A 26,463-nucleotide genomic window follows, 5' to 3' on the forward strand; every position below is an offset into this window, starting at 1 on the left:
GGGGGTCGGCAGACTGTGGCCGTGACCGAGCAGCACGCCGCTCCCGACGCCGCGGACCTCCCGGCGGCACCGCCGGAGGCCCGCCGGGAGTGGGAGGAGCTGGCCGAGCAGGTGCGCTCGGCGCGCTTCGCCTACTACGTGCGCGACGCCCCCACGATGGCCGACGGCGAGTTCGACGCCCTGCTGCGCCGCCTGGAGTCCCTGGAGGACGCCCACCCCGACCTGCGGGTGCCCGACTCCCCGACGCAGGTGGTCGGCGGCACCTTCAGCACCGAGTTCACCGCCGTCGACCACCTCGAGCGCATGCTCAGCCTCGACAACGCCTTCACCCCCGACGAGCTCGCCGCCTGGGCCGGGCGCGTGCAGCGCGACCTGTCCGACGGCCGCGAGGAGGCCCCGGCGGTCCGCTGGCTGTGCGAGCTGAAGATCGACGGCCTCGCCATCAACCTGCGCTACGAGCGCGGCCGCCTCGCGCTGGCCGCGACCCGCGGTGACGGCCGCACCGGCGAGGACGTCACGAACAACGTCCGCACCATCGACGCCGTGCCGCAGCAGCTCGCCGGCGACGCGGCGGGCTTCCCCGAGGTGTTCGAGGTGCGGGGCGAGGTGTTCTTCCCCGTCGCCGACTTCGAGGCCCTCAACGCCTCGCTCGTCGAGGCCGGCAAGGCCCCCTTCGCCAACCCGCGCAACGCCGCGGCGGGGTCGCTGCGCCAGAAGGACCCGCGCGTCACCGCGTCGCGGCCGCTGTCGATGATCGTCCACGGCCTCGGGGTGCGCGGGGGGCTCGAGCCCACCAGCCAGTCGCAGACGTACGACCTGCTGCGCTCGTGGGGCCTGCCGGTCTCGCGGGCCTACCGGGTGGTGGGGTCGCTGGAGGAGGTCCAGGCCTACATCGACCACTACGGCGAGCACCGCCACGACGCCGCGGCGGTCGAGCACGAGATCGACGGCGTGGTGGTCAAGGTCGACGAGGTCGCGCTGCAGCGCCGGCTGGGCGCCACCTCGCGCGCGCCGCGGTGGGCGATCGCCTGGAAGTACCCGCCGGAGGAGGTCACCACCACGCTCCTCGACATCCGCGTCAACGTGGGCCGCACCGGTCGCGTGACGCCCTTCGCGCACATGGAGCCCGTGAAGGTGGCCGGCTCGACCGTCCAGCTGGCCACGCTCCACAACGGCTCCGAGGTGGAGCGCAAGGGCGTGCTCATCGGCGACACCGTGGTGGTGCGCAAGGCCGGTGACGTGATCCCCGAGGTGGTCGGCCCCGTCGCCGACCTGCGCGACGGCAGCGAGCGGGCCTTCGAGATGCCGACGCACTGCCCCGAGTGCGACACCGAGCTGCGCTTCGAGAAGGAGGGCGACGCCGACCTGCGCTGCCCCAACGCCCGCACCTGTCCCGCGCAGCTGCGCGAGCGCGTCTTCCACGTCGCGGGGCGCGGCGCGTTCGACGTCGAGGCCCTCGGCTACGAGGCCGCCACGGCGCTGACCGAGGCCGACGACGACGGCGCGCAGGTGCTCGTCGACGAGGGCGGGCTCTTCGCGCTGGCGGCCGACGACCTGCTGCGCCTGCCGCTGTTCACCCGCGCCCCCAAGAAGGGCGAGGGCGAGGTGCGCGTCCTCAACGCCAACGGCACCCGCCTGCTGACCAACCTCGCCGCCGCGAAGGACCGCCCGCTGTGGCGGGTCCTCGTGGGCCTGTCGATCCGGCACGTGGGGCCCATGGCCGCCCGGGCGCTGGCGCAGCGCTTCGGCTCGATGGACGCGATCCGCGCCGCGTCCACCGAGGAGCTCGCGGCCGCCGACGGCGTCGGCCCGACCATCGCCGAGGCGGTGACGGAGTGGTTCGCGGTCGACTGGCACGCCGCCGTGGTCGACGCGTGGGCCGCCGCCGGGGTGTCGATGGAGGACGCGCCCGTCGAGGGCGTCGCGAGGACGCTCGAGGGTCTGACGGTCGTCGTCACCGGGTCGCTCTCCCGCTTCAGCCGCGACGAGGCCAAGGAGGCGATCCTGTCCCGCGGGGGCAAGGCGTCGTCGGCGGTCTCCAAGAAGACGTCGTTCGTGGTGGTCGGCGACAGCCCCGGCAGCAAGGCCGACAAGGCCGAGCAGCTCGGCGTCACGGTCCTCGACGAGGAGGGCTTCGAGGCGCTGCTCGCCGACGGCCCGCCGCCCGCGCCGGAGGAGCCGGCCGACGACGCCTCGGACGACGCCTCCGCGGAGGACGCGCCCGCCGACGAGCCTGTGCCCGGTGCCTGAGCAGGCCGTCCGCTCGCGCGCGCACCTCCAGGCCGACTGCTCGCGCTGCGCGGCGCTGTGCTGCGTGCTGCCGGCCTTCAGCGCCTCGGCCGACTTCGCCCTCGACAAGCCCGCCGGCACGCCCTGCCCGAACCTGCGCGCGGACGCCCTCTGCGGCATCCACGAGCAGCTGGTCGAGCGCGGGTTCCCAGGCTGCGTGGCCTTCGACTGCTTCGGCGCGGGCCAGCGGGCCGTGGAGGTGGTCATCGGCCCCGGGCCGCGACCGACGCCCGCCGCCCTCGGCGCCGACCCGGCCCTGAGCGCCGACCTCGGTGCGGCGCTGGGTGTGCTCCGGCAGCTCCACGAGGTGCTGTGGCACCTCACCGAGGCCGCTGACCGGCTGCCCGCTGGGCCCCTGCGCGACGACGTCGAGGCCGAGCGCACCGAGGTCGAGGCGCTCGCCGCCTCCGACCGCGCCGTGCTGGTGGGGCTCGACGCCGCCGCGCGCCGCCGGCGGGCCGGCCCGCTGCTGGAGCGGGCGAGCAGCGAGCTGCGGGCCCGGGCCCTGCCGCGCGGGCAGCGTCCGGCGCGGCACCGGGGCGCCGACAGGTCGGGGGTGCGCTGGCGCGGGGCGCGGCTGCGCGGTGCCGACCTGCGGGGGGCCCTGCTCCTGGGCGCCGACCTGCGCGGGGCGGACCTGCGCGACGCCGACCTCCTCGGAGCGGACCTGCGGGGAGCGGACCTGTCGGGCGCCGACCTCACCGGCGCGCTCTTCGTCACCCGGACCCAGCTCGACGCCGCCCGCGGCGACGCGGCGACGCGGCTGCCCGCCGGACTGGCGCGCCCGTCCCTCTGGACGCGCGCAGGGGGCGGCCCTCGAGGTGACGCCGCAGGTCGCAGGGGGTAGAACAGTCGACCATGGCGAAGAAGGGCTCCTCGGGGAGCAGCAAGAAGTCCACCGGGCCGGCGAAGCCGACGAAGAAGTCGAAGTCGTCGAAGGCGTCGAAGGCCTCGGCGAAGTCGCCGTCGCCGGCGCAGCGCCTCGCACAGGCCGCCGCCGAGCTGGAGCGCCGCTCGTCCGCGCAGGCGCAGGCCGCTGCCGCCCGCGACGAGACCGCTGCCCGCCGCGACAGCGCCGCGGCTGCTGTCGACGCCGCCAAGAAGGCCCGCAAGGAGGCGCGCGCCGCCCTCGCCGACGCCGAGAAGGCGCTGGAGAGGGCGAAGTCGTCGCTCGGCCCCCTGAAGGGGAAGGCGAAGGACGCCGACAAGGCGGCCGGAAAGGCCGACGCCGCCGCCGACGAGGCCCGCCGCGCCCACGAGGACGCCGCGCGCAAGGCCGCCAAGCGCCAGGGCTCCGCCGACCGCGCCGTCGCCGCCGACTCCGCCGCCGCGGCCGAGGAGACGGGCGCTGCCGCCGGCACCTCCACGGACACCCCGGCTGAGACCCCGGCCGCAGAGCCCGCCGACGCCGCCGAGGCCCCGGAGCCCGCCGCCGTCGAGCCCGAGCCTGCGGGTGCGTCGGCCGCCCCGTCGTCCGACGAGGCCGCCGCTCCCGCCGCCGAGGAGACGCCCGCGACCCCCGCCCGCCGCACCCGCGCGACCGGCACCCGCACCCCCCGGGCCACGGGCGCGCGCACCCCGCGCGCGACCACGACCCGCACGCGCCGCCCCTCCACCGCACCGGCCGCTGACGGCGAGGCCCCCGCCGAGGGGGCGGCCACCGGTGACGGCGCTGGCGAGGGCTCCCCGGCCCCGGCGCGCACCCCGCGCACGCGCCGCACCTCCACCGCGACGGGGACGACCCCGCGCACCCGCCGTCCCCGCGCCTCGGCCGCCGCTGCGCCGGCGGCCGAGGCCCCGGCCTCCGAGGGCAGCGCGCCCGAGGGCGTCTCCGACGCCGACCAGCCCGAGCAGGTCACCCCCGCCGAGCCCCAGGCCCCGGAGCAGTCGACCGAGCAGTCGACCGACCAGTCCTCGGAGCAGTCCGGCGAGCAGAGCTCGGACGCACCGCAGGAGACCTCCGCCGGCGAGGGCGAGCAGCAGCACTCCTGACCCGGGTCACCTCGCTCAGGTGATCGTGCAGAAGACCCGCACCCCGGACCCCGACGTGCGGGTCTTCTGCACGATCAGCGAGGAGACGTCCGTCCGCGGCGTCGGCGCAGCCTCCTAGACTCCGATCCCATGCCCGCTCTGCCTCGCGAGGAGGTCGCGCACCTCGCGCGGCTGGCCCGCATCGACATGCCCGACGCCGAGCTCGACCACCTGGCCGAGCAGCTGACCGCCATCGTCGACGCCGTCGCGTCGGTGACCGGTGCGGTGGCCCGCGCCGAGGCGGAGTCCGGCCAGCCGGTCCCCGCCACGAGCCACCCCGTGCCGCTGCGGAACGTCACCCGCCCCGACGTCGTCGTGCGGACCCTGACCGCCGCTGACGCCCTGGCCGCCGCGCCGGAGTCCGAGGACGACAAGTTCCGCGTGCCGCGGATCCTGGGGGAGGACGCATGACCTCGCACAGCGCTGCCGAGCTCGTCCGCCTGGACGCCTCGGCGATGGCCGGGGCGCTGCGCGCCGGGGAGGTCTCCTCGGTGGAGCTCACCCAGGCCCACCTCGACCGGATCGCCGAGGTCGACGGGCCCGTCGAGTCCGGCGTCCACGCCTTCCTCCACGTCGACGCCGAGGGGGCCCTGGCCCGCGCCCGCGAGCTCGACGCCGCGCGCTCGCGCGGTGAGGAGCTCCACGAGCTGGCCGGCGTCCCGGTGGCCGTGAAGGACGTCATGGTCACCCGGGGCATGCCCAGCACCGCGGGCTCGCGGATGCTCGAGGGCTGGGTGCCCCCGTACGACGCGACGGTCGTCGAGCAGATGCGCGCCGCCGGGCTCGTCACCCTCGGCAAGACCAACATGGACGAGTTCGCCATGGGGTCGAGCACCGAGCACTCGGCCTTCGGCCCCACGCGCAACCCGTGGGCCGCCGACCGGATCCCCGGGGGCTCCGGCGGCGGGTCCGCCGCGGCGCTGGCCGCCTTCGAGGCCCCGCTGGCCACCGGCACCGACACCGGCGGCTCGATCCGCCAGCCCGCCGCCGTCACCGGCACGGTCGGGGTGAAGCCCACCTACGGCGGCGTCTCGCGCTACGGCCTGATCGCGCTGGCCAGCAGCCTCGACCAGGGCGGCCCCTGCGCCCGCACCGTGCTCGACACGGCGCTGCTGCACGAGGTCATGGGCGGTCACGACCCCCGCGACTCCACCTCCCTGACCGACCCGGTGCCCGCCGTCGTCGCCGCCGCCCGCGAGGGGGCCCGGGGCGACCTGACCGGCGTCCGCGTCGGCGTGGTGCGCGAGATGGGCCGCGCCGGGCACGACGAGGGCTACCAGGCCGGCGTCCTGGCGCGCTTCGAGGAGGCGCTGGACCACCTGCGGGCCGCGGGCGCCGAGGTCGTCGAGGTCGGGTGCCCCAACGTGGAGCACGCCCTCGGCGCCTACTACCTGATCCTCCCGAGCGAGGCGAGCAGCAACCTCGCCCGCTACGACGGCATGCGGTACGGCCTGCGGGTGGTCCCGGCCGACGTCGACCCGGCCGAGGTCACCGCCGAGCAGGTCATGGCCGCGACGCGGGCCGAGGGCTTCGGCCCCGAGGCCAAGCGCCGCATCATCCTGGGCACGTACGCCCTGTCCAGCGGCTACTACGACGCCTACTACGGCAGCGCGCAGAAGATCCGCACGCTGGTGCAGCGCGACTTCGACGCCGCGTTCGAGCAGGTCGACGTGCTGGTCAGCCCCACCGCGCCGACCACCGCCTTCCGCCTCGGCGAGAAGCTCGACGACCCGCTCGCCATGTACCGCGGCGACGTCGCCACCATCCCCGCGAACCTGGCCGGCATCCCCGGCATGAGCCTGCCGGTGGGCCTGGCCCCCGAGGACGGCCTGCCCGTGGGCCTGCAGCTGCTGGCCCCGGCCCGCGAGGACGCCCGCCTGTACCGCGTGGGCGCCGCCCTCGAGGCGCGCCTGCACGCGCAGTGGGGCGGCAAGCTGCTCGACCGCGTGCCCGACTGGACCGCCGCCAGCACGACCGGAGCCCCCGCATGAGCACGAGCAGCACCCCCGACCTGGTCGCCTACGACGACGCGGTCGCGCGCTTCGACCCCGTGGTGGGCCTCGAGGTGCACGTCGAGCTGAACACCGCCACCAAGATGTTCAGCCCCGCGCCGACGGAGTTCGGCGCCGAGCCGAACACCCAGGTCGACCCGACGTCGCTGGGCCTGCCGGGCTCGATGCCGGTGCTCAACGCCAAGGCCGTCGAGTCGGCGATCCGCATGGGCCTGGCGCTCAACTGCTCGATCGCGGCGGAGTGCCGGTTCGCCCGGAAGAACTACTTCTACCCGGACATGCCGAAGAACTTCCAGACCAGCCAGTACGACGAGCCGATCGCCTTCGACGGCTGGCTCGACGTCGACGTCCCCGCCAACGAGGCGGGCGAGCCGGCCTTCACGCACCGCGTGGAGATCGAGCGCGCGCACATGGAGGAGGACACGGGCAAGTCCTCGCACGTGGGCGGGGCCACCGGCCGCATCCACGGCGCCGAGTACTCCCTGGTCGACTACAACCGCGCCGGCATCCCGCTGATCGAGATCGTCACCCGGCCGATCACCGGGGCGGGCCCGCGGGTCGGCGAGGTGGCGCGCGCCTACGTGGCCACCCTCCGCGACCTGCTCAAGGGGCTCGACGTCTCCGATGTGAAGATGGAGCAGGGCTCGATGCGCTGCGACGTCAACCTCTCGCTGCGCGACAGCCCCGAGAGCCGCCTGGGCACCCGCACCGAGACCAAGAACGTCAACTCGCTGCGGTCGGTGGAGCGCGCCGTGCGCTACGAGGTCAGCCGCCAGGCCGCCGTCCTGCTCGACGGCGGGAGCGTGCTGCAGGAGACCCGGCACTGGCACGAGGACACCGGCCTGACGACGTCGGGCCGCATCAAGTCCGACGCCGACGACTACCGCTACTTCCCCGAGCCCGACCTGGTGCCCGTCGCCCCCGACCCGGCCTGGGTGGAGGAGCTGCGCGCGGCCCTGCCCGAGCCGCCGGCCGCGCGCCGGCGCCGCCTGCAGGGGGAGTGGGGCCTGACCGACCTCGACATGCGCGACCTGCTCAACGCCGGGGCGCTCGACCTGGTCGAGGCCACCGTCGTGCTCGGCGCTCCGCCCGCGGCGGCCCGCAAGTGGTGGACCGGTGAGCTCGGCCGCGCCGCGAACACCCGCGGCACCTCCCTGGAGGAGCTCCCCGTCACCCCGGCGCAGGTGGCGCAGCTGCAGGCGCTGGTCGACGGCGGGAAGCTCAACGACAAGCTGGCCCGCCAGGTGCTCGAGCACGTGCTCGACGGCGAGGGCGACCCCCAGCAGGTCGTCGACGCCCGCGGCCTGGCGGTCGTCTCCGACGACGGCGCGCTGCTGGCCGCCGTCGACGAGGCCCTGGCCGCCAACCCCGACGTCGCGGGCAAGATCCGCGACGGCAAGGTGCAGGCGGCCGGAGCGATCGTGGGCGCGGTCATGAAGGCCACCCGAGGCTCCGCGGACGCCGCGCGCGTGCGCGAGCTCGTCCTCGAGCGGGTGGCCTCAGGCGCCTGAGGCACCCCCGTCCGGGGGACACGCGGAGGACGGCGGGTGCCGCCCGGGCGTCGTCGGTCAAGTCGGCCCCGCTCGGGGTCGAGGACCACCGGGTGACACCCGCCTCCGCGCTCGAGCTCCTGGGGAGCCTGTGGGCCTTCCCGGTCCGCGAGGTCCTCGTCCTGGTGGTGGGTGCGGCAGCCGCGGGCCTGCTGGCGCGCCGTGCCCGCACCGCTCCGGAGTCCGCGGCCCTGGCCGGGGCCTCCGGTCACGGCCTCCTGCTGGGCGCGGGCGCCGCGCAGGTCTTCTGGCTGCTGCACCTGCAGGCCTTCCTCAGCTACGGGCCGGTCACCACCGGCGAGGTGGTGCTCTGCGCGGCGGCGCTGCTGGTCGCCTCGGTCGGGGCGTCGACCGCCGGGCTGCTGGTGGTGGCCGCCCCGGGGCGCGGTGCGGCGGGAGCGGCCCTCGTCTGCTGCACGGCTGCTGCCGCCGTCGTCGTGGGGAGCACCGGCCTGCTCGACGCCGGTCCCGCACGACCGTGGACGGCGGCCGCGCTCGCCGCGCTGCCGATGCTGCTGCTCACCGCCCGGTCGGCCGGACGGGCGGGCCGGCGCCCCGGTGCGGACCCCGCCCGGGACCGGCTCGAGCGCTCGAGCGCGTTCGCGGTGGTCGCGGTGCTCACCACGACGGTCCTGACGGTGGTGCTGACCGCGGGCCCCGGGGGCCGGTTCCTCGACACCGTCAGCGGGAGCTTCCTCTGCCTGGTCGTCGCCCTCGGCGGCCTGCGGGCCCTCCAACTGCGGCGCCAGCGCTCGGCGCTGCTGGACGACCTCGCCCGCCAGGTGCACACGGACGACCTGACGGGGCTGCCCAACCGCCGCGACCTCGTGGAGCGGCTGGGGCGCGACCGCGGCGCGGCTCGCCGCGGCACGGTCGTGGTCAAGGTCGGCCTCGACTCCTTCTACGAGTTCAACGCGCAGTTCGGCGCCGCCCTCGGTGACGCCGCCCTGCAGGCCGTCGCCAGGGCGCTGGCCGGCGCGCTCCCGCCCGGGTGGACGGTGCACCGCACCGGAGGCGACCAGTTCGTGCTGCGGGGCACCGGTGGTGCCGCGGCGGGACGAGACGTCGCGGCGCGCGCGCTCGCCGCGGTCTCGTCGCTGGGCATCGCCGGCGACGAGCCCCTGAGCGCCTGCGCCGGCGTCGCCGAGGCGGTGGACGACGGCGCGGACCCCGCCGCGGTGCTCTCCGACGCCGCGGCCGCCCTGCGGCTGGCCAAGGCCCAGGGCGACGGGGTGACCCGCGTGCACGACGCCGCGCTCGTCGAGCGCAGCCGGCGCGAGCACCTCGTCGTCGCGGCCCTGCGCGAGGCGCTCTCCCGCGACGCCCTGACCGTGCACCTGCAGCCCGTGGTCGACGTCCCCTCGGGCGCCACCACCGGGTTCGAGCTGCTCTCCCGCTGGGTCGACCCGCAGCTGGGCGCCGTGGCGCCCGACGAGTACGTCCCCCTCGCCGAGGCGGCGGGGCTGGTGCACCTGGTCGGGGCGTCGGTCCTCGCCCGCGGCCTGGACGCCTTCGTGGCCGCCGGCGGGGTGGGGCGAAGGCTCCGGGTCGGCGTCAACGCCTCGGTGCACGAGCTGCGCCGCCCCACCTACACCGAGGCCCTGCGCGCCTGCGCCGCCGAGCGCGGCGTCCCGCTCGACCTGCTGACCGTCGAGGTCACCGAGTCGCTGTTCCTGTCCCGCGACGACCCGGCGGCGCGCACCCTGGGCGAGCTGCGCGCCGCGGGGGTGCAGCTGGCCATCGACGACTTCGGCACGGGGTACTCCTCGCTCGGCTACCTCGAGCGCCTACCGGTGACCTTCGTGAAGGTCGACAGGTCCCTGGTGGTCAGCGCCGCCTCCAGCGAGCGCTCGCGGGCGCTGCTCGCGGCCGTCGTGGCCGTCTGCCGCGCCCTGGGCCTCGGGCTCGTGGCGGAGGGCGTCGAGGACGCCCACCAGGCGCGCATGGTCGCCGACCTGGGCATCACCCACGGCCAGGGCTGGTACTGGTCCCGGGCGCTGGCGCCCGACGAGGTCGCGGCGCACCTGGCCGCGCCGCCGCGCCAGCTGGACCCGGCGGACCGCGCCGCCTGAGGCCCGCGCGGCCGCCGGGGCTCAGGCCAGCGGCACGCGGAGCACGCGGTCGTCACCGGGGTTCCCCGCGCCCCGGGAGGTGTTGTTGGTGAGCACCCACAGCGCGCCGCCGTCGGGCGCGGCGACCACGTCGCGGATGCGTCCGTGCTCCCCGGCCAGCAGCGCCTCCGGCTGCCCCAGCACCCCGCCGGCCAGGGGCACCCGCCACAGCCGCTGCCCCCGCAGCGCGGCGACGTAGACCGCGTCGGCGGTGACCAGCAGCCCGCTGGGGGAGGCCTCCGCCGTGGCCCACGCCAGCAGCGGCGCCGTGAGCGCCGGGTCGTCGACGTCGGCCTGCGAGCCGTCGGGGCCCGGGACGAACCCCTCCACGAGCGGCCACCCGTAGTCGCGGCCCGGCTCGAGCAGGTTGAGCTCGTCCTGGGCGTCCTGCCCGAACTCCGCGGCGAACATGCGCCCGTCGGCGTCCCAGCCGACGCCCTGGGGGTTGCGGTGGCCGTGCGTCCAGACGGGGGAGCCCTCGACGGGGTTGCCCGGAGCGGGCTGCCCGTCGGGGGTGAGCCGCAGCACCTTGCCGGTGAGCGCCGCGGTGTCCTGGGCGGTGGACGGCGCGCTGGCGTCGCCCGTGGTGACGTAGAGCATCCCGTCGGGGCCGAACGCCAGGCGCCCGCCGTGGTGCACCGTGGCCGAGCGGATCCCGGTCAGCACCGGCTCGGGCTCCGAGAGGCTCCCGGGGGAGGCGCCGGTGAGCCGCATCCTCACCACGCGGTCGTCGTCGGCCGTGGTCAGGTAGGCGTAGACGTACCCGTCCTCCGCGAAGCCCGGCGACACGGCCAGCCCCAGCAGCCCGCCCTCGCCGCGCGGCTCGACGCCGGGCACGGCCCCGTCCGGCCCGGTGGCCACCACCTGCGCGGCCGCCCACCCGCCGCCGGACCCGTCCACGCGCAGCACCCGGGCCGTGTCGCGCTCGCTGACCAGGGCGGTGCCGTCGGGCAGGACGGCGACGGCCCACGGCACGTCGAGCCCCGTGACGACGTCGGTCGCCGCCCCCGGCGTCCCGCTGAGCGCGTGGCCGGCCGCCAGGGCCGCCGGCAGCGCGGGGGCGCCACCGGTCACGGAGCTCGTCGGCGCGTCCGACGGCGACGACGGCGCGGGCAGCGCCTCCGTCGCCGTCGGGCCCTGCGACCCCGGACCCGCCTCGTCGTCGGCGCCCCCGGCGCACCCGGCCACCACGAGCCCCAGGGCGACCACCGCGGCAGCGGGGTGCAGGCGGGCGAGGGGGCGTCGTCGGTGGCGCACCCCTCCAGCCTCACCCGCTGGCGCACGGGTCGCCAACCCGCTTGGGTGGGTGGTCGTGACCACCCCGACGCACGAGCTCCTGGTGACCCTGCCCGACGCCGAGTGGCAGGAGGCCATCGGCCCGCTGCCCGAGGGCGTGCGCACCGCCGTGTGGGACGTCGACTCCGACCCCCGCGAGGCGCTGGGCGAGGACGCCGAGCGCGTCGGGTACGTGGTGCTGCCCTACATGACCCCGGCGACGGCGCTGGAGACCGTGGCCGCGCTGCCGCAGCTGCGCCTGCTCCAGACGACGTCGGCCGGGTACGACAACCTCGTCGACAGGCTCCCCGAGGGCGTGCGCCTGGCCAACGGCGCCGGCATCCACGACGCCTCCACCTCCGAGCTGGCCGTGGGCCTCGCGCTCGCCAAGCTGCGCGGCATCGACGCCGCCGTGCGCGACGCCGACCAGGCCGCGTGGCGCCCCGCCAAGCGCCGCTCGCTGGCCGACCGCAAGGTCCTCCTGCTCGGCGTCGGCGGCATCGGCGGCGCCATCGCCGCGCGCCTGGCCCCCTTCGAGGTCGACCTCGTGCGCGTGGCCACCACCGCCCGCACGGACGAGCACGGCGCGGTGCACGGCGTCGACGAGCTGCCCGAGCTGCTGCCCGAGGCGGAGGTCGTGGTCATCGGCCTGCCGCTCACCGACAGCACGCGCGGCATCGTCGACGCGGCCTTCCTCGCGGCGCTGCCCGACGGCGCGCTGCTGGTCAACGTGGGCCGCGGTGCGCTGGTCGACACCGACGCCCTGCTCGCCGAGCTGCGCGCCGAGCGCCTGCACGCCGCGCTCGACGTCGTCGACCCCGAGCCCCTGCCCGCGGAGCACCCGCTGTGGGGTGCGCCCAACCTGCTGCTGACGCCGCACGTCGGTGGGGCCACCACCGCGATGCAGCCCCGCGCGCTGCGGCTGCTGCGCGCCCAGGTGGAGCGCCTGGTCGCCGGCGAGGAGCCGCTCAACGTCGTCATCGGGTGACCCCTCCACCTGCGGGGGAGACCCCGCAGGTGGAGGCGGCGGGGCGCTTGTTACGGGACCGTAGGATCAGGGCATGACCCAGGCCCCCGAGCGCCCCGCCACCGCCGACATGAAGCCCCGGTCCCGCCAGGTGACGGACGGGCTCGAGGCCACCGCGAGCCGCGGCATGCTCCGCGCCGTCGGGCTGGGCGACGACGACTTCGCCAAGCCCCAGATCGGCGTCGCCTCGTCGTGGAACGAGATCACGCCCTGCAACCTCTCCCTGGACCGGCTCGCGAAGGCCGTGAAGGACGGCGTGCACGCCGCCCAGGGCTACCCGCTGGAGTTCGGCACCATCTCCGTCTCCGACGGCATCTCGATGGGCCACGAGGGGATGCACTTCTCCCTGGTGAGCCGCGAGGTCATCGCCGACTCCGTCGAGACCGTCATGCAGGCCGAGCGCCTCGACGGCTCCGTGCTGCTGGCCGGCTGCGACAAGTCGCTGCCGGGCATGCTCATGGCCGCCGCCCGCCTCGACCTGGCCAGCGTGTTCCTCTACGCCGGCTCGATCCTGCCGGGCTTCGCCAAGCTCTCGGACGGCACCGAGAAGCAGGTCACGATCATCGACGCGTTCGAGGCCGTCGGCGCCTGCTCGCGCGGCCTGATGAGCCGCGAGGACGTCACCGCCATCGAGAAGGCGATCTGCCCGGGCGAGGGCGCCTGCGGCGGCATGTACACCGCCAACACCATGGCCAGCGCGGCGGAGGCGCTCGGCATGAGCCTGCCCGGCTCGGCGGCCCCGCCGGCCACCGACCGCCGCCGCGACGGCTTCGCCCGCCGCTCCGGCCAGGCCGTGGTGGAGATGCTCGCCAAGGGCATCACCGCCCGCGACATCATGACCAAGGAGGCGTTCGAGAACGCGATCTCCGTGGTCATGGCGTTCGGCGGCTCCACCAACGCGGTGCTGCACCTGCTGGCCATCGCCCACGAGGCGGAGGTCGAGCTGACCCTGGCCGACTTCGACAGGGTCGGCTCGCGGGTGCCGCACCTGGCCGACGTGAAGCCCTTCGGCCAGCACGTCATGACCGACGTCGACAGGATCGGCGGCGTGCCGGTCGTCATGCGCGCCCTGCTCGACGCGGGCCTGCTCCACGGCGACGTCATGACGGTGACCGGCAAGACGATGGCCGAGAACCTGGCCGACATCGCCCCGCCGGACCCGGACGGCAAGGTGCTGCGGGCGCTCGCGGACCCCATCCACCCCACGGGCGGCATCACCGTGCTGCACGGCTCGCTCGCCCCCGGCGGCGCCGTGGTGAAGTCGGCCGGCTTCGAGTCCGACGTCTTCGAGGGCACCGCCCGCGTCTTCGACCGGGAGCGCGCCGCGATGGACGCCCTGGAGGACGGCACCATCACCGCCGGCGACGTCGTCGTCATCCGCTACGAGGGCCCCAAGGGCGGTCCGGGCATGCGCGAGATGCTCGCCATCACCGGCGCCATCAAGGGCGCCGGCCTCGGCAAGGACGTGCTGCTCCTCACCGACGGCCGCTTCTCCGGCGGCACCACGGGCCTGTGCGTGGGCCACGTGGCCCCCGAGGCCGTCGACGCCGGGCCGGTGGCCTTCGTGCGCGACGGCGACCGGATCCGCCTCGACGTCAAGAACAAGACGCTCGACGTCCTGGTCGACGAGGCCGAGCTGGCCGCGCGCCGGGAGGGCTGGGAGCCGCTGCCCCCGCGCTACACGCGCGGCGTGCTGGCGAAGTACACCAAGCTCGTGGGCTCGGCCAGCGGCGGCGCCGTCCTCGCCTGACGTCCGGCCACCGGGACGCCTCGTCTCACCTGATGAGACGGAGCGTCCCGGCGGCTGACAGGGGGCCCGCGGCGGGTCTATCGTCGCGGCATGGGCATCCTCGTGGTCGTACTCGCGCAGCGCGCGAGCTGACGCCGTCGACGACGTCCCGCCGCGCGCGACCCTCCGCAGACCCCGCTGGTACCGGGGCCGGGGGGTCTTTCCATGCCCGGCGGAGCAGCGCCGAGCTGCTGACGATGACTGACAGCGCAGAAGCACCACGACAGCAGGACCTGGAGGACGTCATGAACGCAGGGAGCCCGGCGGTCGCAGCGAGCGGCGCGGGGGCCGACACGGCCCTGAGCGCCACCCCCCGCGACGCCGACCGGACGGCCGAGCGCATCACCGGTGCGCAGAGCATCGTGCGCTCCCTCGAGCACGCGGGCGTGGAGGTCGTCTTCGGCCTCCCGGGCGGGGCGATCCTGCCCACCTACGACCCGCTGCTCGACTCCACGGAGCTCCGGCACGTGCTCGTGCGCCACGAGCAGGGCGCCGGCCACGCCGCGCAGGGCTACGCCGCCGCCACCGGTCGCGTCGGCGTCTGCATGGCCACCTCGGGCCCCGGCGCCACCAACCTGGTCACGGCCATCGCCGACGCCCACATGGACTCGGTCCCGATGGTCGCCGTGACGGGGCAGGTCTCCTCCAAGGCGATCGGCACCGACGCCTTCCAGGAGGCCGACATCGTCGGCATCACCCAGCCGATCACCAAGCACAACTACCTGGTGACCGACCCCGACGACATCCCCCGCGTCATCGCCGAGGCCTTCCACCTCGCCTCCACCGGGCGCCCCGGCCCCGTCCTGGTCGACGTCACCAAGGACGCCCAGCAGGCGATGACGACGTTCCGCTGGCCGACCTCGACGGCCGAGCTCGACCTGCCGGGCTACCACCCGACCACGCGCCCGCACGCCAAGCAGGTGCGCGAGGCCGCGAAGATGATCGCCGAGGCCAGGCGCCCGGTGCTCTACGTCGGCGGCGGCGTCATCCGCGCCCAGGCCTCGGCCGAGCTGCGCCGCCTGGTCGACCTCTCGCGCGCGCCCGTCGTCACCACCCTGATGGCGCGCGGCGCCCTGCCCGACTCCCACCCGGCCAACCTCGGCATGCCCGGCATGCACGGGACCGTCGCGGCCGTCACCGCCCTGCAGCGGGCCGACCTCATCGTGTCGCTCGGCGCGCGCTTCGACGACCGGGTCACCGGCGTCCTGGCCTCGTTCGCGCCGCACGCGGCGATCGTCCACGCCGACATCGACCCGGCCGAGATCGGCAAGAACCGCCGCGTCGACGTCCCGATCGTCGGCGACGCCCGCGAGGTCATCTCCGACCTGGTCCCCGCGCTGGAGGCCGAGCACGCCGCCGGTCGCCGCGCCGACCTCACCGGCTGGTGGCGCCAGCTCGACGACCTGCGCACCACCTACCCCCTCGGGTACGACGAGCCGGACGACGGCTCACTGAGCCCGCAGAAGGTCATCGAGCGCCTGGGGGCGATCTCCGGCCCCGACACGGTCTTCACCTCGGGCGTCGGCCAGCACCAGATGTGGGCCGCGCAGTTCATCAAGTACGAGAAGCCCAACACGTGGCTGAACTCCGGCGGCCTCGGGACGATGGGCTACTCCGTCCCGGCGGCCATGGGCGCCAAGGTCGGCCGCCCCGGCTCCGTGGTGTGGGCGATCGACGGCGACGGCTGCTTCCAGATGACCAACCAGGAGCTCGCGACCTGCGCGATCGAGGGCATCCCGATCAAGGTCGCCGTCATCAACAACTCCAGCCTGGGCATGGTCCGCCAGTGGCAGACCCTCTTCTACGAGGGCCGCTACTCCAACACCGACCTCCACACCGGTGTCGGCGCGGCCCCGGGGGCGCGCATCCCCGACTTCGTGAAGCTGGCCGACGCCTACGGCTGCGCCGGCCTGCGCTGCGAGGACCCCGCCGACCTCGACGCCACCATCGAGGCGGCCATGGCGGTCAACGACAGGCCGGTCGTCGTCGACTTCGTGGTGCACCGCGACGCGATGGTCTGGCCGATGGTCGCCGCCGGCCTGTCCAACGACGCGATCCAGTACGCCCGCGGCCTGTCGCCGGTGTGGGACCGCGAGGAGCAGGACCCCGAGACCGGCCTCGAGATGAACGGGAGCGACCGATGAGCACCTCCAGCCGCCACACCCTCTCGGTGCTCGTCGAGGACAAGCCCGCCGTCCTGGCGCGCGTGGCCTCGCTGTTCGCCCGCCGCGCGTTCAACATCCACTCCCTCGCGGTGGGCCCCACCGAGCACCCGTCGCTGTCGCGGATCACCGTGGTCGTCGACGTCGAGGACTCGCCCCTGGAGCAGGTCGTCAAGCAGCTGAACAAGCTGGTCAACGTCCTCAAGGTGGTCGAGCTCGAGCCGGAGACCTCCGTCCAGCGCGAGGTGCTGCTGGTCAAGGTCCGCGCCGACACCGCGACCCGCGGCCAGGTGCTCGACGTCGTCAACGTCTTCCGCGCCGCCGTGGTCGACGTGGCCCCCGAGGCCATGACCATCGAGGCCATCGGCGCCCCGGAGAAGAACGCGGCGCTGCTCAAGGTGCTCGAGCCGTTCGGCATCCGCGAGATCGTCCAGTCGGGCGTCGTGGCCGTCGGCCGCGGCTCCCGCTCCATCGCCGACCGGGCGCTGCGCAGCGCCTGAGCGCCGCCCCGATCCAGACCTGATCACCGAAGAGAAGGAGAACGGCCACCGTGGCTGACATGTTCTACGACGACGACGCTGACCTGTCGATCATCCAGGGCCGCAAGGTCGCGGTCATCGGCTACGGCAGCCAGGGCCACGCGCACTCGCTGTCCCTGCGCGACTCCGGCGTCGAGGTGAAGGTCGGCCTGGCCGAGGGCTCCAAGAGCCGCGCCAAGGCCGAGGCCGAGGGCCTGACCGTCACCACCGCCGCCGAGGCGGCCGAGTGGGCCGACGTCATCATGCTGCTGGTGCCCGACCACGTGGCCCGCCACGTCTACGCCGAGTCGGTCGAGCCCCACCTGAGCGCCGGCAAGGCCCTGTTCTTCGGCCACGGCTTCAACATCCGCTTCGGCTACATCAAGCCCCCGGCCGACGTCGACGTCGCCATGGTCGCCCCCAAGGGCCCGGGCCACCTCGTGCGCCGCGAGTACGCCGAGGGCCGCGGCGTCCCGGTCATCGTGGCCGTCGAGCAGGACGCGTCGGGCTCCGCCTGGCCGCTCGCCCTCTCGTACGCCAAGGGCATCGGCGGTCTGCGTGCCGGTGGCATCAAGACCACCTTCACCGAGGAGACCGAGACCGACCTGTTCGGCGAGCAGGCCGTGCTGTGCGGTGGCGCGTCCGCGCTGGTGCAGGCCGGCTTCGAGACCCTCGTCGAGGCGGGCTACCAGCCCGAGGTCGCCTACTTCGAGTGCCTCCACGAGCTCAAGCTCATCGTCGACCTCATGTACGAGGGCGGCCTGGCCAAGCAGCGCTGGTCGGTCTCCGACACCGCCGAGTACGGCGACTACGTCTCCGGCCCGCGCGTCGTCGACGCCTCCGTGAAGGCCCGCATGAAGGACGTCCTCACCGACATCCAGAACGGCGCCTTCGCGAAGCGCTTCATCGAGGACCAGGACGCCGGCGCGCCGGAGTTCAAGAAGTTCCGCTCCGAGCAGCAGGGCTCGCAGCTGGAGAAGACCGGCGCCGAGCTGCGCAAGCTCATGAGCTGGGTCGAGACCAAGGACGACGACTACGTCGAGGGCTCTGCCGCCCGCTGACGCACCCGCGTCCCGCACAGGGCCACCCCGCGCCGCTCTCCTCGAGTGGCGCAGGGTGGCCCTGCGCTCGTAGGACTGGCGCAGGGCCACCCCGTGCCAGTGCGGGAGTGGCGCAGATCCCCCCAGCGTTGGAGCACGAGTGAGCCGAGGGTCCCGCAGCAGCGCCAAGAGCGACCTGCCCACCAAGCCGTGCGCGGTCTGCGGGCGCACCATCACCTGGCGCAAGAAGTGGGAGCGCGACTGGGAGGGCGTCCGGTACTGCTCCGACGCCTGCCGCCGTCGTGCCCGCTCCACCGGCGGCAAGGACGACGACGCCGCGCTGGAGCGCTCGCTCGAAGAGCTGCTGGACGCCCGCGCCGCCTCGTCGTCGGTCTGCCCGTCGGAGGCCGCCCGCGCCGTCGCCGCGCAGCAGGGGCTGGACGGCGAGGGGTGGCGCGACCTGATGGAGCCCGCGCGCGCCGCGGCGCGCCGCCTCGTGGTGGCGGGTCGGGCGCAGATCACGCAGAAGGGCGCGGTCGTGGACCCCGACACCGCCAAGGGCCCCATCCGGGTGCGCCGCCCCCGCTGAGGCGGGGTTGACCCGGCTGCTGGGCCGCCTGGGGGGATCTGCGCCAGTCCCGGACTGGCGCGGGTGGCCCTGCGCCAGTCCTACTGGTGCAGGGCCACCCCGCGCCAACAAGGGGGGGCGGTCCAAGGGGGTCAGTGGCGGGTGGGGCGCCAGACGAGCACGGAGCAGGGTGCCGAGTGCTGCACGCGCATCGCCGTGGAGCCGAGCAGCACCGTGCGGGTCAGGCCCTTGCTGCCGGAGGCGACGACGATGAGGTCGGCACCCACCTCCTCGGCGGCCTCGACGACCTCCGCGGCCGCCGAGCCGCTGCGCACCTGCGAGCGGATCCGTCCGGGCCAGCCGTCGAAGGCCGCAGCCACCACCGCGGCGGCCGACTCGGCCTCCTGCCGGTAGCTCGGCGCCGTGGGGTCCGGGGTGGGGGAGGCGGTGCCGATCTCGTCGCGGAAGGGCACCGCGGCGGTCGGGCTGAGCACCGCGACCACGAGCACCTCCTCCACGCGGGCGGGGTCGACGTAGCCGCACAGCGAGCGCGCGGCCTCCAGCGACTGGAGCGAACCGTCGGTGGCCACCACGACCTTCGTGCCCGTCATGGCCGCGATGCTGCACCGCCGGGGCGCCGCTCGCTCGCCGAGAGCGCGCCGTCAGCCGGTCGTCAGCCCGCCCAGGCGCCGTCGTCGCCCGCCGGCGGCGTCAGAGACCGCGCTCGACCGGCAGCCGGCCGTGGTTCACGGCCTCGACCAGCGCCGCGTGGTCGGCCTCGGTCTGGTCGGCGTAGCGGCGGGCGAAGACGGCGAGCGCCTCGTCGGCCTTGTCGGAGGAGCCGAGGTAGCCCGCGATCATCGAGGCCCCCGAGGTGCGGGCGTGCCCCTTGGCCAGCAGCTGCGCGCACACGCCGGCGTAGTCGCGCAGCGCGCGGGCCCCGATGCGGTCGAGCACCACGGACCCCTTCATGTTGCGGAACTGCCGCACGTAGTACTGCCGCTCACCCACGGTGGTCCACCCCAGCAGCGGGTCGGACGTCGTCTGCAGCGCCTGCTGGTACTCGACCACGCGCTGGCCCTGGTGGGCGTGCCAGGCGTTGTCACCGTGGACCCACGGGGCCACCACCGAGCGGCGGGCCTGCTTCAGCTGGAGGAAGACGACGTCGTCGGCGCTGGAGCCCTCCAGCAGGGCCACGTACGCCCGCAGCCCGACGCTGCCGACCCCCACCACCTTGTGGGCGATGTCGACCAGCGTGTACCCGCCCAGGACGCGCGCCCAGTGCGGGGCGAGGGTGCCCAGGTAGGCGTCGAGGGCCTCGGCGAGCAGGTCGGCGTCGTCGTCCTCGGGGCGGGTGATGAGCGGCGGCTCCACGACGATGCGGCGGCTGAACGACGGCGAGCCGCCGGCGCTCCCGCTCGCGGGCTCGGCGACCACCTCGGTGAAGCGGGGCAGGGCGCGGTCGGAGGTGCGGTGGCGGGCACGGGCGGCGGCGCGCTCGACCTCGTGGCGCAGCTTGGGGTCCTTCGTGGCCTCCACGAGGCGGTCGACCCCGAAGCTGGTCCAGCTGCGCTCGAGCAGCGGCTGCTCGGCCAGCTCGTGCAGGTGCACGCGGTAGGCCCGGACGGCGGCGCGCACCGCGGTCTCGCACGAGTGCTCGGACAGCCCCGCTTGGCGCCCGGCGACCCAGGTGGAGGCCACCAGCCGGCGCAGGTCCCACTCCCACGGGCCGGGGTGGGCCTCGTCGAAGTCGTTGAGGTCGAGCACGAGGTCGCGCGAGGGGGAGCCGTACAGGCCCACGTTGCCGATGTGCGAGTCGCCGCAGATCACGGGGGTGACGCCGGTCGCGGGCAGGGTGGCGAGGTCCTCGGCCATGAGGCCCGCGGTGCCGCGCAGGAACCCGTAGGGGCTGGCCACCATGCGGCCCACGCGCACCGGCACCAGCCGCGACAGCCGGCCCTCGTGCGCCTCCTGGACCTGCTCGACCACGCTGCGCCGCCCGTCAGCGGGGCGCCAGTCGGCCAGGGTCGAGCGGGGGACCTGCTGGCGCAGCCCCTCACCCAGGGCGTACCGGTCGGTGCGCGGCAGCGGTCGCGAGCGCAGCGAGCCGTACGGAGCGGAGTCGGCCTGGGCCAGGACCACGTGCCCCGGGCGGCCGGGCTCGCGGAGGTGTCCGGTCTCGATGCCCACGACCGCCGAGCGTGGCACCTCCACCCCCGGACGCGGAAGTTAGGTGATCCTTACCGGCACCGTAGGCTCGGGGCCCGTGACCGCTCCGTCGACCTCGGCGCCCCTGGGCTCCGCCCCGCCCCTGCGCGCCCTGTGGCGCCACCACCGCCGCCACCGCCCCCGCTTCGCGCTCGCGGTGCTGATGACCGCGCTGAACACCGCCGCGGACGTCGCCCCCGAGCTCCTGCTCGGGGTCGCCATCGACATCGTGGTGCGGGGCAGTGACTCCTTCGTCGGCACGGTGCTGGGCATCGAGGGGCGCTTCGAGCAGCTGGTGGTGGTGGCCGCCGTCAACGCCGCGGTGTGGGTGGTGGAGTCGCTCACCGACTACGCCGCCTCCGTGCTGTGGCGCGGGCTCGCGCAGACCGTGCAGGACGAGCTGCGCACCGAGGCGTACACCCGGGTGCAGGCCATGGACGTCTCCTGGCACGAGCGCACGCCGTCGGGCCAGGTGCTCTCGGTGCTCTCCGACGACGTCAACCAGCTGGAGCGCTTCCTCGACGTGGGCGCACGCACGGTGCTGCACACGGTGCTGACCGTGGTCTTCGTCGGGATCGTGTTCGGCGCGACGTCGTGGCAGGTGGCGGTGCTGGCCTTCCTGCCGGTGCCGGTCATCGCGTGGGGGTCCATCCGGTTCCAGCGCCGCCTGGAGCCGCTGTACGCCGACGTGCGAGGCACCGCGGGAGAGGTGGCGGCCGTCGTCGCCGGGAACCTCGGCGGGGTCGCCACCATCCGCGCCTTCACCGCCGAGGGCCGTGAGAGCGCCCGCGTGGCCCGGGCCTCGCGGGCCTACCGGCTGGCCAACGCCCGCGCGATCCGCTCCAGCTCGGCCTTCGTGCCGCTGATCCGCATGGCGATCCTCGCCGGGTTCACCGCCACGCTGCTGCTGGGCGGGTACTACACGCTCGAGGGGCGCCTGGAGGTCGGCATCTTCACGGTGCTCGTCTTCATGACCCAGCGGCTGCTGTGGCCGCTGACCGACCTCGGGCAGACCCTCGACCTCTACCAGCGGGCGATGGCGTCGACGCGGCGCATCTTCGGGCTGCTGGAGCTCGAGCCGCGGGCCGTCGAGGGTGCTGCCTCCCTGCCGTCGCCGGTGCGGGGCGGACTGGAGCTGCGCGGGGTGCGCTTCGGCTACGAGGACGGCCCCGACGTGCTGGGCGGGCCCGACGGGGGCCTCGACATGGTCGTCCCGGCCGGCCAGACCCACGCGGTGGTCGGGACGACGGGCGCGGGCAAGTCCTCCCTGCTGCGCCTGGTGCTGCGCTTCGCCGACCCCCGCGCGGGTGCGGTGCTCCTGGACGGCCGCGACGTGCGCGACCTCACCTGGGACTCCCTGCGCGGCGCCATCGGCTACGTCAGCCAGGACGCCTTCCTCTTCCACGGCACGGTGCGGGAGAACATCGCCTACGGGCGCCCCGACGCCACCGACGCCCAGGTGGAAGGGGCGGCCCGCGCCGCGGAGGCCCACGACTTCGTCGCCGCGCTGCCCGACGGCTACGCCACCGTGGTGGGGGAGCGGGGCCAGACCCTGTCGGGCGGCCAGCGCCAGCGCCTGGCGCTCGCCCGGGCGCTGCTGCGCGACCCGGCGCTGCTGGTGCTCGACGAGGCGACCTCCGCCGTCGACACCGAGACCGAGGCCGCCATCCAGCGGTCCCTGGCCCGGGTCACGGCCACGCGGACGGCGCTGGTGGTCGCGCACCGACTGTCGACGGTCCGCGACGCCGACCGGATCTGGGTGCTCTCCGCGGGCCGCGTGGCCGAGAGCGGCACGCACGACGAGCTGGTCGCCCTCGGGGGCGCCTACGCCGGCCTCTGGGCCGTGCAGACCGGAGAGCACGCCCCGGCCAGCCCCCACTGACCGTGATCATGGGACCCCCGAGCAGCCCGACCGTGTAACGCCCCGCGCGCCGGACGCCAAGGAGGGGTGTGAGCCCACCGCCGCCCGCCGCGAGCGCCGACCTGCCGGCGCTGTGCGTCCGCATCGGGCACGACCCCGACGCCCTCGAGGCGCTCTACCGCGCGTGCGTGCGCGACGTCGAGCGCTTCGTGGCGCGGCGCGTGCGCGACCCGTACGACGTCGCCGACCTCACCGCCGACGTCTTCGTGCGCGCCATCGGAGCGGCGGGCGGCTACGACGGCGGGCGCGCGAGCCCCGTGGCGTGGCTCCTCGGGATCGCGCGGCACGTCGTCGCCTCCCACCACCGCTCCACCGCCCGCGAGCTGGAGGCCGTGCGCCGCGTGGACGCCCGCGCCCTGGTCGACGAGGACGCCTACGAGCGCCTCGCCGAGCAGGTCGACGCTGCCGCGCGCGCCCGGACCCTGCGCGCCCAGCTGGTCGACCTGCCACCGCCGCTGCGCGACGTCGTCGAGCTCGTCGTCGTCGACGACCTGCCCGTCACCCAGGTGGCGGAGGTGCTCGGCATCAGCTCGGGCGCCGCTCGCGTGCGCCTGCACCGCGCTCGGCTGCGCCTGCGGCGGGCCGCCCCCGATCTCGCTGACCCCGCTGTGGAGGTGTGACGTGGACCCGAGGACCGACCGACTTCGCGATGCCCGTGCCGAGGCCTACGACGACCGCCTGGTCGCCGCACTGCGCGCCGTCGTCGTGGAGGACGCGCACGGTGGACCGCCTCCGGCGGCAGGCGACCTCGCGCGACGACGACGGGTGCGCACCCCCTGGGCGGTCGCGGCCGCAGCGGCGGCGGTGCTCGTCGGTGGGTTCGTCATCGTCCCCACCCTCCAGGCCGAGCCGGCCTGGGCGGTGAGCCGCAACGGTGCCGGGGACGTCGAGGTGGAGGTCAACCGCTTCGACGACGCCGCCGGCCTCGAGGCCGCGCTCGCGGCGGAGGGCGTGCCCGCCGACGTCACCTTCCTCCCCGACGGCACCTGGTGCGCCCCCGGCCGCTACGACCCGGACGACGACCGGACGCCGTCGGGGACGACCGTCTCGGTCGGCGAGCGCAGCTTCGGGGCGCAGCTACCGGCCGGAGCTGTGCCCAGCGGGTCGGTGCTCCTCATCACGGCCTCGGCGCGGACCATGACGGCGTCGGAGCTGCGGGCACTCGACGAGGACCCGACCGACGACGTGCAGACCGGCGCGGGGATCACGGCCCGCACGGAGATCGTCGTCGTCGCTGGACCGGTGGCTGGGTGCACCCCCGTCGAGGTGGCACCGATGCGCGTCGGCTGACGTGATGACCGAGGCAGGTGCTCGGGAGGCCCATGATCACGGACGGTGGGAGGGAGGGGTCTGCGCCGTCGGTAGCCTCTGCGCTCATGACCAGCACCGCGTCGTCCTCTGCGCCCTCGAGCGTCCAGCTCGCCGTCATCGCCGGTGACGGCATCGGCCCGGAGGTCGTGGCCGAGGGCCTCAAGGTGCTGCGCGCCGCTGTGCCCGCCGGCACGACGGTGGACACCACCGAGTACGACCTGGGCGCCAAGCGCTGGCACGCGACCGGCGAGACCCTGCCCGACTCCGTGCTGGAGGAGGTCCGCGGCGCCGACGCGATCCTGCTCGGCGCGGTCGGCGACCCTGGCGTCCCCTCCGGCGTGCTGGAGCGCGGCCTGCTCCTGAAGCTCCGCTTCGAGCTCGACCACTACGTCAACCTGCGGCCCGGCAAGCTCTTCCCCGGCGTGCGCGGCCCGCTGGCCGAGCCCGGCGACGTCGACTTCGTCGTCGTCCGCGAGGGCACCGAGGGCCCGTACACGGGCAACGGCGGCGCGCTGCGCGTCGGCACCCCGCACGAGATCGCCACCGAGGTCAGCGTCAACACCGCCTTCGGCGTGGAGCGCGTCGTCCGCGACGCCTTCGCCCGCGCCCAGGCGCGCCCCCGCAAGAAGCTGACGCTGCTGCACAAGCACAACGTGCTCACCTTCGCCGGGCACCTCTGGCGCCGCACCGTCGAGCGCGTCGGCGCCGACTTCCCCGACGTCACCGCCGACTACGCCCACGTCGACGCCGCGATGATCTACCTGGTCCAGGACCCGAGCCGCTTCGACGTCATCGTCACCGACAACCTCTTCGGCGACATCGTCACCGACCTCGCCGCGGCCGTCTGCGGCGGCATCGGCCTCGCCGCCAGCGGCAACATCAACCCCGACCGCACCGCCCCGTCGATGTTCGAGCCGGTCCACGGCTCCGCGCCCGACATCGCCGGCCAGGGGATCGCCGACCCGACCGCCACCGTGCTGAGCGTCGGCATGCTGCTGGCCCACCTCGGCCACGCCGACGCCGCAGCGCGCGTGGAGGCCGCCGTGGCCGCGGACCTCGCCGAGCGCGGCGCCGCGAAGCGTTCGACCTCGGAGGTCGGCGACGCCCTGGCCGCGCGCCTGGGCTGACGTCGGGCTGGTGTCGGGCTGGTGTCGGGCTGACGTCGGGCCGACGACCGGCGCTCAGGAGGCCGTCGGGGCGGGTGCCCCGGCGGCCTCCCGCGTCCCGGCTCCGGCCGAGCCGGTCGGGCCGACCGCACCGGCCGAGCCGCCGGCGTCGGTGCACACGCGGTCGCGGCCGGCGTCCTTCGCCCGGTAGAGCAGGGCGTCCGCGCGCGCCAGCAGCGCCTCGGGACCCTCACCGGGGCGCCGGGCCGTGAGACCCGCCGAGACCGTGTGGGGTGCCGGCGTCGCAAGCCGGACGTCGTGGAGCACGCCCTCGGCCTCGAGCGCGTCGGTGCCGCGCAGCAGCACCACGAACTCCTCCCCGCCCCAGCGGAAGAGACCGGCGGCCGGGGGCAGCGCGGCCGCCCAGGCCCGTGCGGCCGCGCGCAGCAGCGCGTCGCCACCGGCGTGCCCGAGCGAGTCGTTCACGGCCTTGAACCTGTCCAGGTCCAGCAGCGCGAGCGCGACCCGGTCGTCCCCGGCGGCCAGCGCCTGCTGGAGGTCCGCGGAGCACGCCCGGCGGTTGGGCAGCCCGGTGAGGTCGTCGACCAGCACCAGGCGCTCGAGCTCGCGGGCCTGTGCGGCGGCGGTGCGCAGGGCACCGAGCAGCCGGACCGTGCTGAGCGCGGCCGCCAGGAGCGCTCCCGTGCCGAGCACCTGCCAGTCGACGTCACCCCCGGCCAGTCCCTGGGCCACGAGCGCCCCGGCGGGCAGGCACACCGACGCGGGCAGCAGGGCCAGCACCAGGCGCGAGCCGCCGGCGCCCGTCCGGGGCACCGGCGGTGCCGCCGGACCCAGGACGACGGCGAGAGCCGCCAGCGCGAACGCCAGCCCGAAGGGCGCGCCCAGCCACGGGCCCACGACGTCGTAGGCGTGCTCGGCCAGCACGAGGTAGCCCGCGTTGCCGACCAGCAGCAGCACCACGGCCGCCTGGAGCAGCGCGGCGCGCGGCCGGGTGAGCGCACCGGCGACGGACGCGCGGACCACCAGCACGAGCAGCGCCAGGTCGAAGACGGGGGCCACGAGCGCCTGCGCGGTCTGCCAGGCCGAGCCGGTGGAGGCGACCGCCGCCAGGGGGGCGTGGACCGCGGCCGCGACCACCGCGGAGGGACCGACGACCACGATGAGCGCGTCCAGCGACGCGCCGCTGCGACCGGGCCCCGCGGCCAGCTGGGCCGCGCGCAGCAGCGCCAGGTACCCGAGCACGAAGCCGACGTCGGCGAGCGAGGGCACCACGGGAGCGCCGTGCACCCACCAGAGCACGCGGAAGACGACGTCCCCGGCGGCCATGAGGCCGGCGCCGGCAGCCGTCCAGGGCATGCGGCGCCGCAGCGCGACCACGGCCAGCAGGAGCACCGGACCCACCACCGCCGCGCCGCTGGAGAGCGGGTGGTGGGGCAGGAGGGGGACGGTCAGCGACGCGGTCGCGCACAGCGCCGCCGACAGCAGCTCGAGGCGCCTCCACGGGCGCGGTCCCCCCACGTCGCC

At 75.6% G+C, this 26,463-nt stretch carries 21 protein-coding genes; 17 read left to right on the forward strand and 4 right to left on the reverse strand.

Translation table 11 applies throughout. The annotated features are described in order from the left end of the window. The first annotated feature begins 21 nt into the window (after nucleotides 1–21). From ligA to F1641_RS02255, 7 genes are all read left to right on the forward strand, one after another. Nucleotides 22–2,250 (forward strand): NAD-dependent DNA ligase LigA, encoded by a 2,229-nt coding sequence (ligA, locus tag F1641_RS02225; protein WP_194902827.1) that lies wholly within the window; start codon nucleotides 22–24, stop codon nucleotides 2,248–2,250. Further along, nucleotides 2,243–3,136, forward strand: coding sequence for a pentapeptide repeat-containing protein (locus F1641_RS22790; protein WP_194902828.1), 894 nt, complete (start codon nucleotides 2,243–2,245; stop codon nucleotides 3,134–3,136). The genes ligA and F1641_RS22790 overlap by 8 nt, the downstream gene beginning before the upstream one ends. Before the next feature lie 11 nt (nucleotides 3,137–3,147). After that, nucleotides 3,148–4,281, forward strand: a complete 1,134-nt coding sequence (locus F1641_RS02235) for a hypothetical protein (RefSeq protein ID WP_194902829.1) — start codon at nucleotides 3,148–3,150, stop codon at nucleotides 4,279–4,281. 129 nt (nucleotides 4,282–4,410) lie between these two features. Further along, the gene (gene gatC / locus F1641_RS02240; RefSeq protein WP_194902830.1) at nucleotides 4,411–4,731 is read left to right on the forward strand and encodes an Asp-tRNA(Asn)/Glu-tRNA(Gln) amidotransferase subunit GatC; all 321 of its coding nucleotides are present in this window, start codon (nucleotides 4,411–4,413) and stop codon (nucleotides 4,729–4,731) included. Further along, nucleotides 4,728–6,311, forward strand: a complete 1,584-nt coding sequence (gatA, locus tag F1641_RS02245; protein ID WP_194902831.1) for an Asp-tRNA(Asn)/Glu-tRNA(Gln) amidotransferase subunit GatA — start codon at nucleotides 4,728–4,730, stop codon at nucleotides 6,309–6,311. Before gatC ends, gatA begins: the two co-directional genes overlap by 4 nt. Then, a complete protein-coding gene (gene gatB / locus F1641_RS02250) occupies nucleotides 6,308–7,843 on the forward strand; it encodes an Asp-tRNA(Asn)/Glu-tRNA(Gln) amidotransferase subunit GatB (RefSeq protein WP_194902832.1) in 1,536 nt (511 codons plus the stop codon). Before gatA ends, gatB begins: the two co-directional genes overlap by 4 nt. 92 nt (nucleotides 7,844–7,935) lie before the next feature. Continuing rightward, nucleotides 7,936–9,954: a bifunctional diguanylate cyclase/phosphodiesterase gene (locus F1641_RS02255; protein ID WP_194902833.1), complete on the forward strand. Its 2,019-nt coding sequence runs from the start codon at nucleotides 7,936–7,938 to the stop codon at nucleotides 9,952–9,954. Between the two features lie 21 nt (nucleotides 9,955–9,975). Here the strand turns inward: F1641_RS02255 and F1641_RS02260 are convergent, their stop codons facing one another. After that, nucleotides 9,976–11,250, reverse strand: coding sequence for a PQQ-dependent sugar dehydrogenase (locus F1641_RS02260; RefSeq protein WP_309225322.1), 1,275 nt, complete (start codon nucleotides 11,248–11,250; stop codon nucleotides 9,976–9,978). Between the two features lie 55 nt (nucleotides 11,251–11,305). Here F1641_RS02260 and F1641_RS02265 point away from each other — a divergent pair, with 55 nt between their 5' ends. The 6 genes from F1641_RS02265 (at nucleotide 11,306) to F1641_RS02290 (ending at nucleotide 18,393) form a co-directional block, all read left to right on the forward strand. Continuing rightward, nucleotides 11,306–12,256 carry a 2-hydroxyacid dehydrogenase gene (locus F1641_RS02265; protein WP_194902835.1) on the forward strand — a complete coding sequence of 317 codons (951 nt, stop codon included), beginning with the start codon at nucleotides 11,306–11,308 and terminating at the stop codon, nucleotides 12,254–12,256. Between the two features lie 73 nt (nucleotides 12,257–12,329). Next, nucleotides 12,330–14,045 (forward strand): dihydroxy-acid dehydratase, encoded by a 1,716-nt coding sequence (gene ilvD / locus F1641_RS02270; protein WP_194902836.1) that lies wholly within the window; start codon nucleotides 12,330–12,332, stop codon nucleotides 14,043–14,045. 236 nt (nucleotides 14,046–14,281) lie between these two features. Continuing rightward, complete coding sequence (locus tag F1641_RS02275) at nucleotides 14,282–16,228, forward strand: acetolactate synthase large subunit (RefSeq protein WP_255513836.1); 1,947 nt, start codon at nucleotides 14,282–14,284, stop codon at nucleotides 16,226–16,228. Continuing rightward, the gene (gene ilvN / locus F1641_RS02280) at nucleotides 16,225–16,746 is read left to right on the forward strand and encodes an acetolactate synthase small subunit (RefSeq protein WP_194902837.1); all 522 of its coding nucleotides are present in this window, start codon (nucleotides 16,225–16,227) and stop codon (nucleotides 16,744–16,746) included. The genes F1641_RS02275 and ilvN overlap by 4 nt, the downstream gene beginning before the upstream one ends. Nucleotides 16,747–16,805: 59 nt before the next feature. Next, nucleotides 16,806–17,825: a ketol-acid reductoisomerase gene (ilvC, locus tag F1641_RS02285; protein ID WP_194903309.1), complete on the forward strand. Its 1,020-nt coding sequence runs from the start codon at nucleotides 16,806–16,808 to the stop codon at nucleotides 17,823–17,825. 139 nt (nucleotides 17,826–17,964) lie between these two features. Next, a complete protein-coding gene (locus F1641_RS02290; RefSeq protein ID WP_309225323.1) occupies nucleotides 17,965–18,393 on the forward strand; it encodes a DUF2256 and DUF3253 domain-containing protein in 429 nt (142 codons plus the stop codon). A 131-nt stretch (nucleotides 18,394–18,524) separates the two neighbouring features. Here F1641_RS02290 and F1641_RS02295 read toward each other — a convergent pair whose 3' ends face one another. Further along, on the reverse strand, nucleotides 18,525–18,983 hold the full coding sequence (locus tag F1641_RS02295; protein WP_194902838.1) for a universal stress protein: 459 nt from the start codon (nucleotides 18,981–18,983) through the stop codon (nucleotides 18,525–18,527). 100 nt (nucleotides 18,984–19,083) lie between these two features. Next, complete coding sequence (locus tag F1641_RS02300) at nucleotides 19,084–20,562, reverse strand: DUF2252 domain-containing protein (protein ID WP_206690396.1); 1,479 nt, start codon at nucleotides 20,560–20,562, stop codon at nucleotides 19,084–19,086. 76 nt (nucleotides 20,563–20,638) lie between these two features. Between F1641_RS02300 and F1641_RS02305 the strand changes: the two genes are divergently transcribed. The 4 genes from F1641_RS02305 to F1641_RS02320 all read left to right on the forward strand — a co-directional run bounded on the left by F1641_RS02305 (nucleotide 20,639) and on the right by F1641_RS02320 (nucleotide 24,939). Next, nucleotides 20,639–22,462, forward strand: coding sequence for an ABC transporter ATP-binding protein (locus F1641_RS02305; RefSeq protein ID WP_206690397.1), 1,824 nt, complete (start codon nucleotides 20,639–20,641; stop codon nucleotides 22,460–22,462). Nucleotides 22,463–22,530: 68 nt separating this feature from the next. Next, a complete protein-coding gene (locus F1641_RS02310; RefSeq protein WP_206690398.1) occupies nucleotides 22,531–23,121 on the forward strand; it encodes an RNA polymerase sigma factor in 591 nt (196 codons plus the stop codon). A gap of 1 nt (nucleotide 23,122) precedes the next feature. Then, complete coding sequence (locus tag F1641_RS02315; protein WP_194902839.1) at nucleotides 23,123–23,791, forward strand: hypothetical protein; 669 nt, start codon at nucleotides 23,123–23,125, stop codon at nucleotides 23,789–23,791. A gap of 86 nt (nucleotides 23,792–23,877) precedes the next feature. Continuing rightward, the gene (locus F1641_RS02320; RefSeq protein ID WP_194902840.1) at nucleotides 23,878–24,939 is read left to right on the forward strand and encodes a 3-isopropylmalate dehydrogenase; all 1,062 of its coding nucleotides are present in this window, start codon (nucleotides 23,878–23,880) and stop codon (nucleotides 24,937–24,939) included. 54 nt (nucleotides 24,940–24,993) lie between these two features. Here F1641_RS02320 and F1641_RS02325 read toward each other — a convergent pair whose 3' ends face one another. Beyond that, on the reverse strand, nucleotides 24,994–26,457 hold the full coding sequence (locus F1641_RS02325; RefSeq protein ID WP_194902841.1) for a GGDEF domain-containing protein: 1,464 nt from the start codon (nucleotides 26,455–26,457) through the stop codon (nucleotides 24,994–24,996). Between the last annotated feature and the right edge of the window lie 6 nt (nucleotides 26,458–26,463).

This window comes from Quadrisphaera sp. INWT6, assembly GCF_015390235.1.
Lineage (GTDB): Bacteria > Actinomycetota > Actinomycetes > Actinomycetales > Quadrisphaeraceae > Quadrisphaera.

What these genes read in the sequence shown, in the direction of transcription:
- F1641_RS02235 (WP_194902829.1), top strand. Translation starts at nt 3,148, where the DNA reads ATGGCGAAGAAGGGCTCCTCGGGGAGCAGCAAGAAGTCCACCGGGCCG.
- gatC (WP_194902830.1), top strand. Translation starts at nt 4,411, where the DNA reads ATGCCCGCTCTGCCTCGCGAGGAGGTCGCGCACCTCGCGCGGCTGGCC.
- gatA (WP_194902831.1), top strand. Translation starts at nt 4,728, where the DNA reads ATGACCTCGCACAGCGCTGCCGAGCTCGTCCGCCTGGACGCCTCGGCG.
- gatB (WP_194902832.1), top strand. Translation starts at nt 6,308, where the DNA reads ATGAGCACGAGCAGCACCCCCGACCTGGTCGCCTACGACGACGCGGTC.
- ilvD (WP_194902836.1), top strand. Translation starts at nt 12,330, where the DNA reads ATGACCCAGGCCCCCGAGCGCCCCGCCACCGCCGACATGAAGCCCCGG.
- F1641_RS02275 (WP_255513836.1), top strand. Translation starts at nt 14,282, where the DNA reads ATGACTGACAGCGCAGAAGCACCACGACAGCAGGACCTGGAGGACGTC.
- ilvN (WP_194902837.1), top strand. Translation starts at nt 16,225, where the DNA reads ATGAGCACCTCCAGCCGCCACACCCTCTCGGTGCTCGTCGAGGACAAG.
- ilvC (WP_194903309.1), top strand. Translation starts at nt 16,806, where the DNA reads ATGTTCTACGACGACGACGCTGACCTGTCGATCATCCAGGGCCGCAAG.
- F1641_RS02295 (WP_194902838.1), bottom strand. Translation starts at nt 18,983, where the DNA reads ATGACGGGCACGAAGGTCGTGGTGGCCACCGACGGTTCGCTCCAGTCG.
- F1641_RS02320 (WP_194902840.1), top strand. Translation starts at nt 23,878, where the DNA reads ATGACCAGCACCGCGTCGTCCTCTGCGCCCTCGAGCGTCCAGCTCGCC.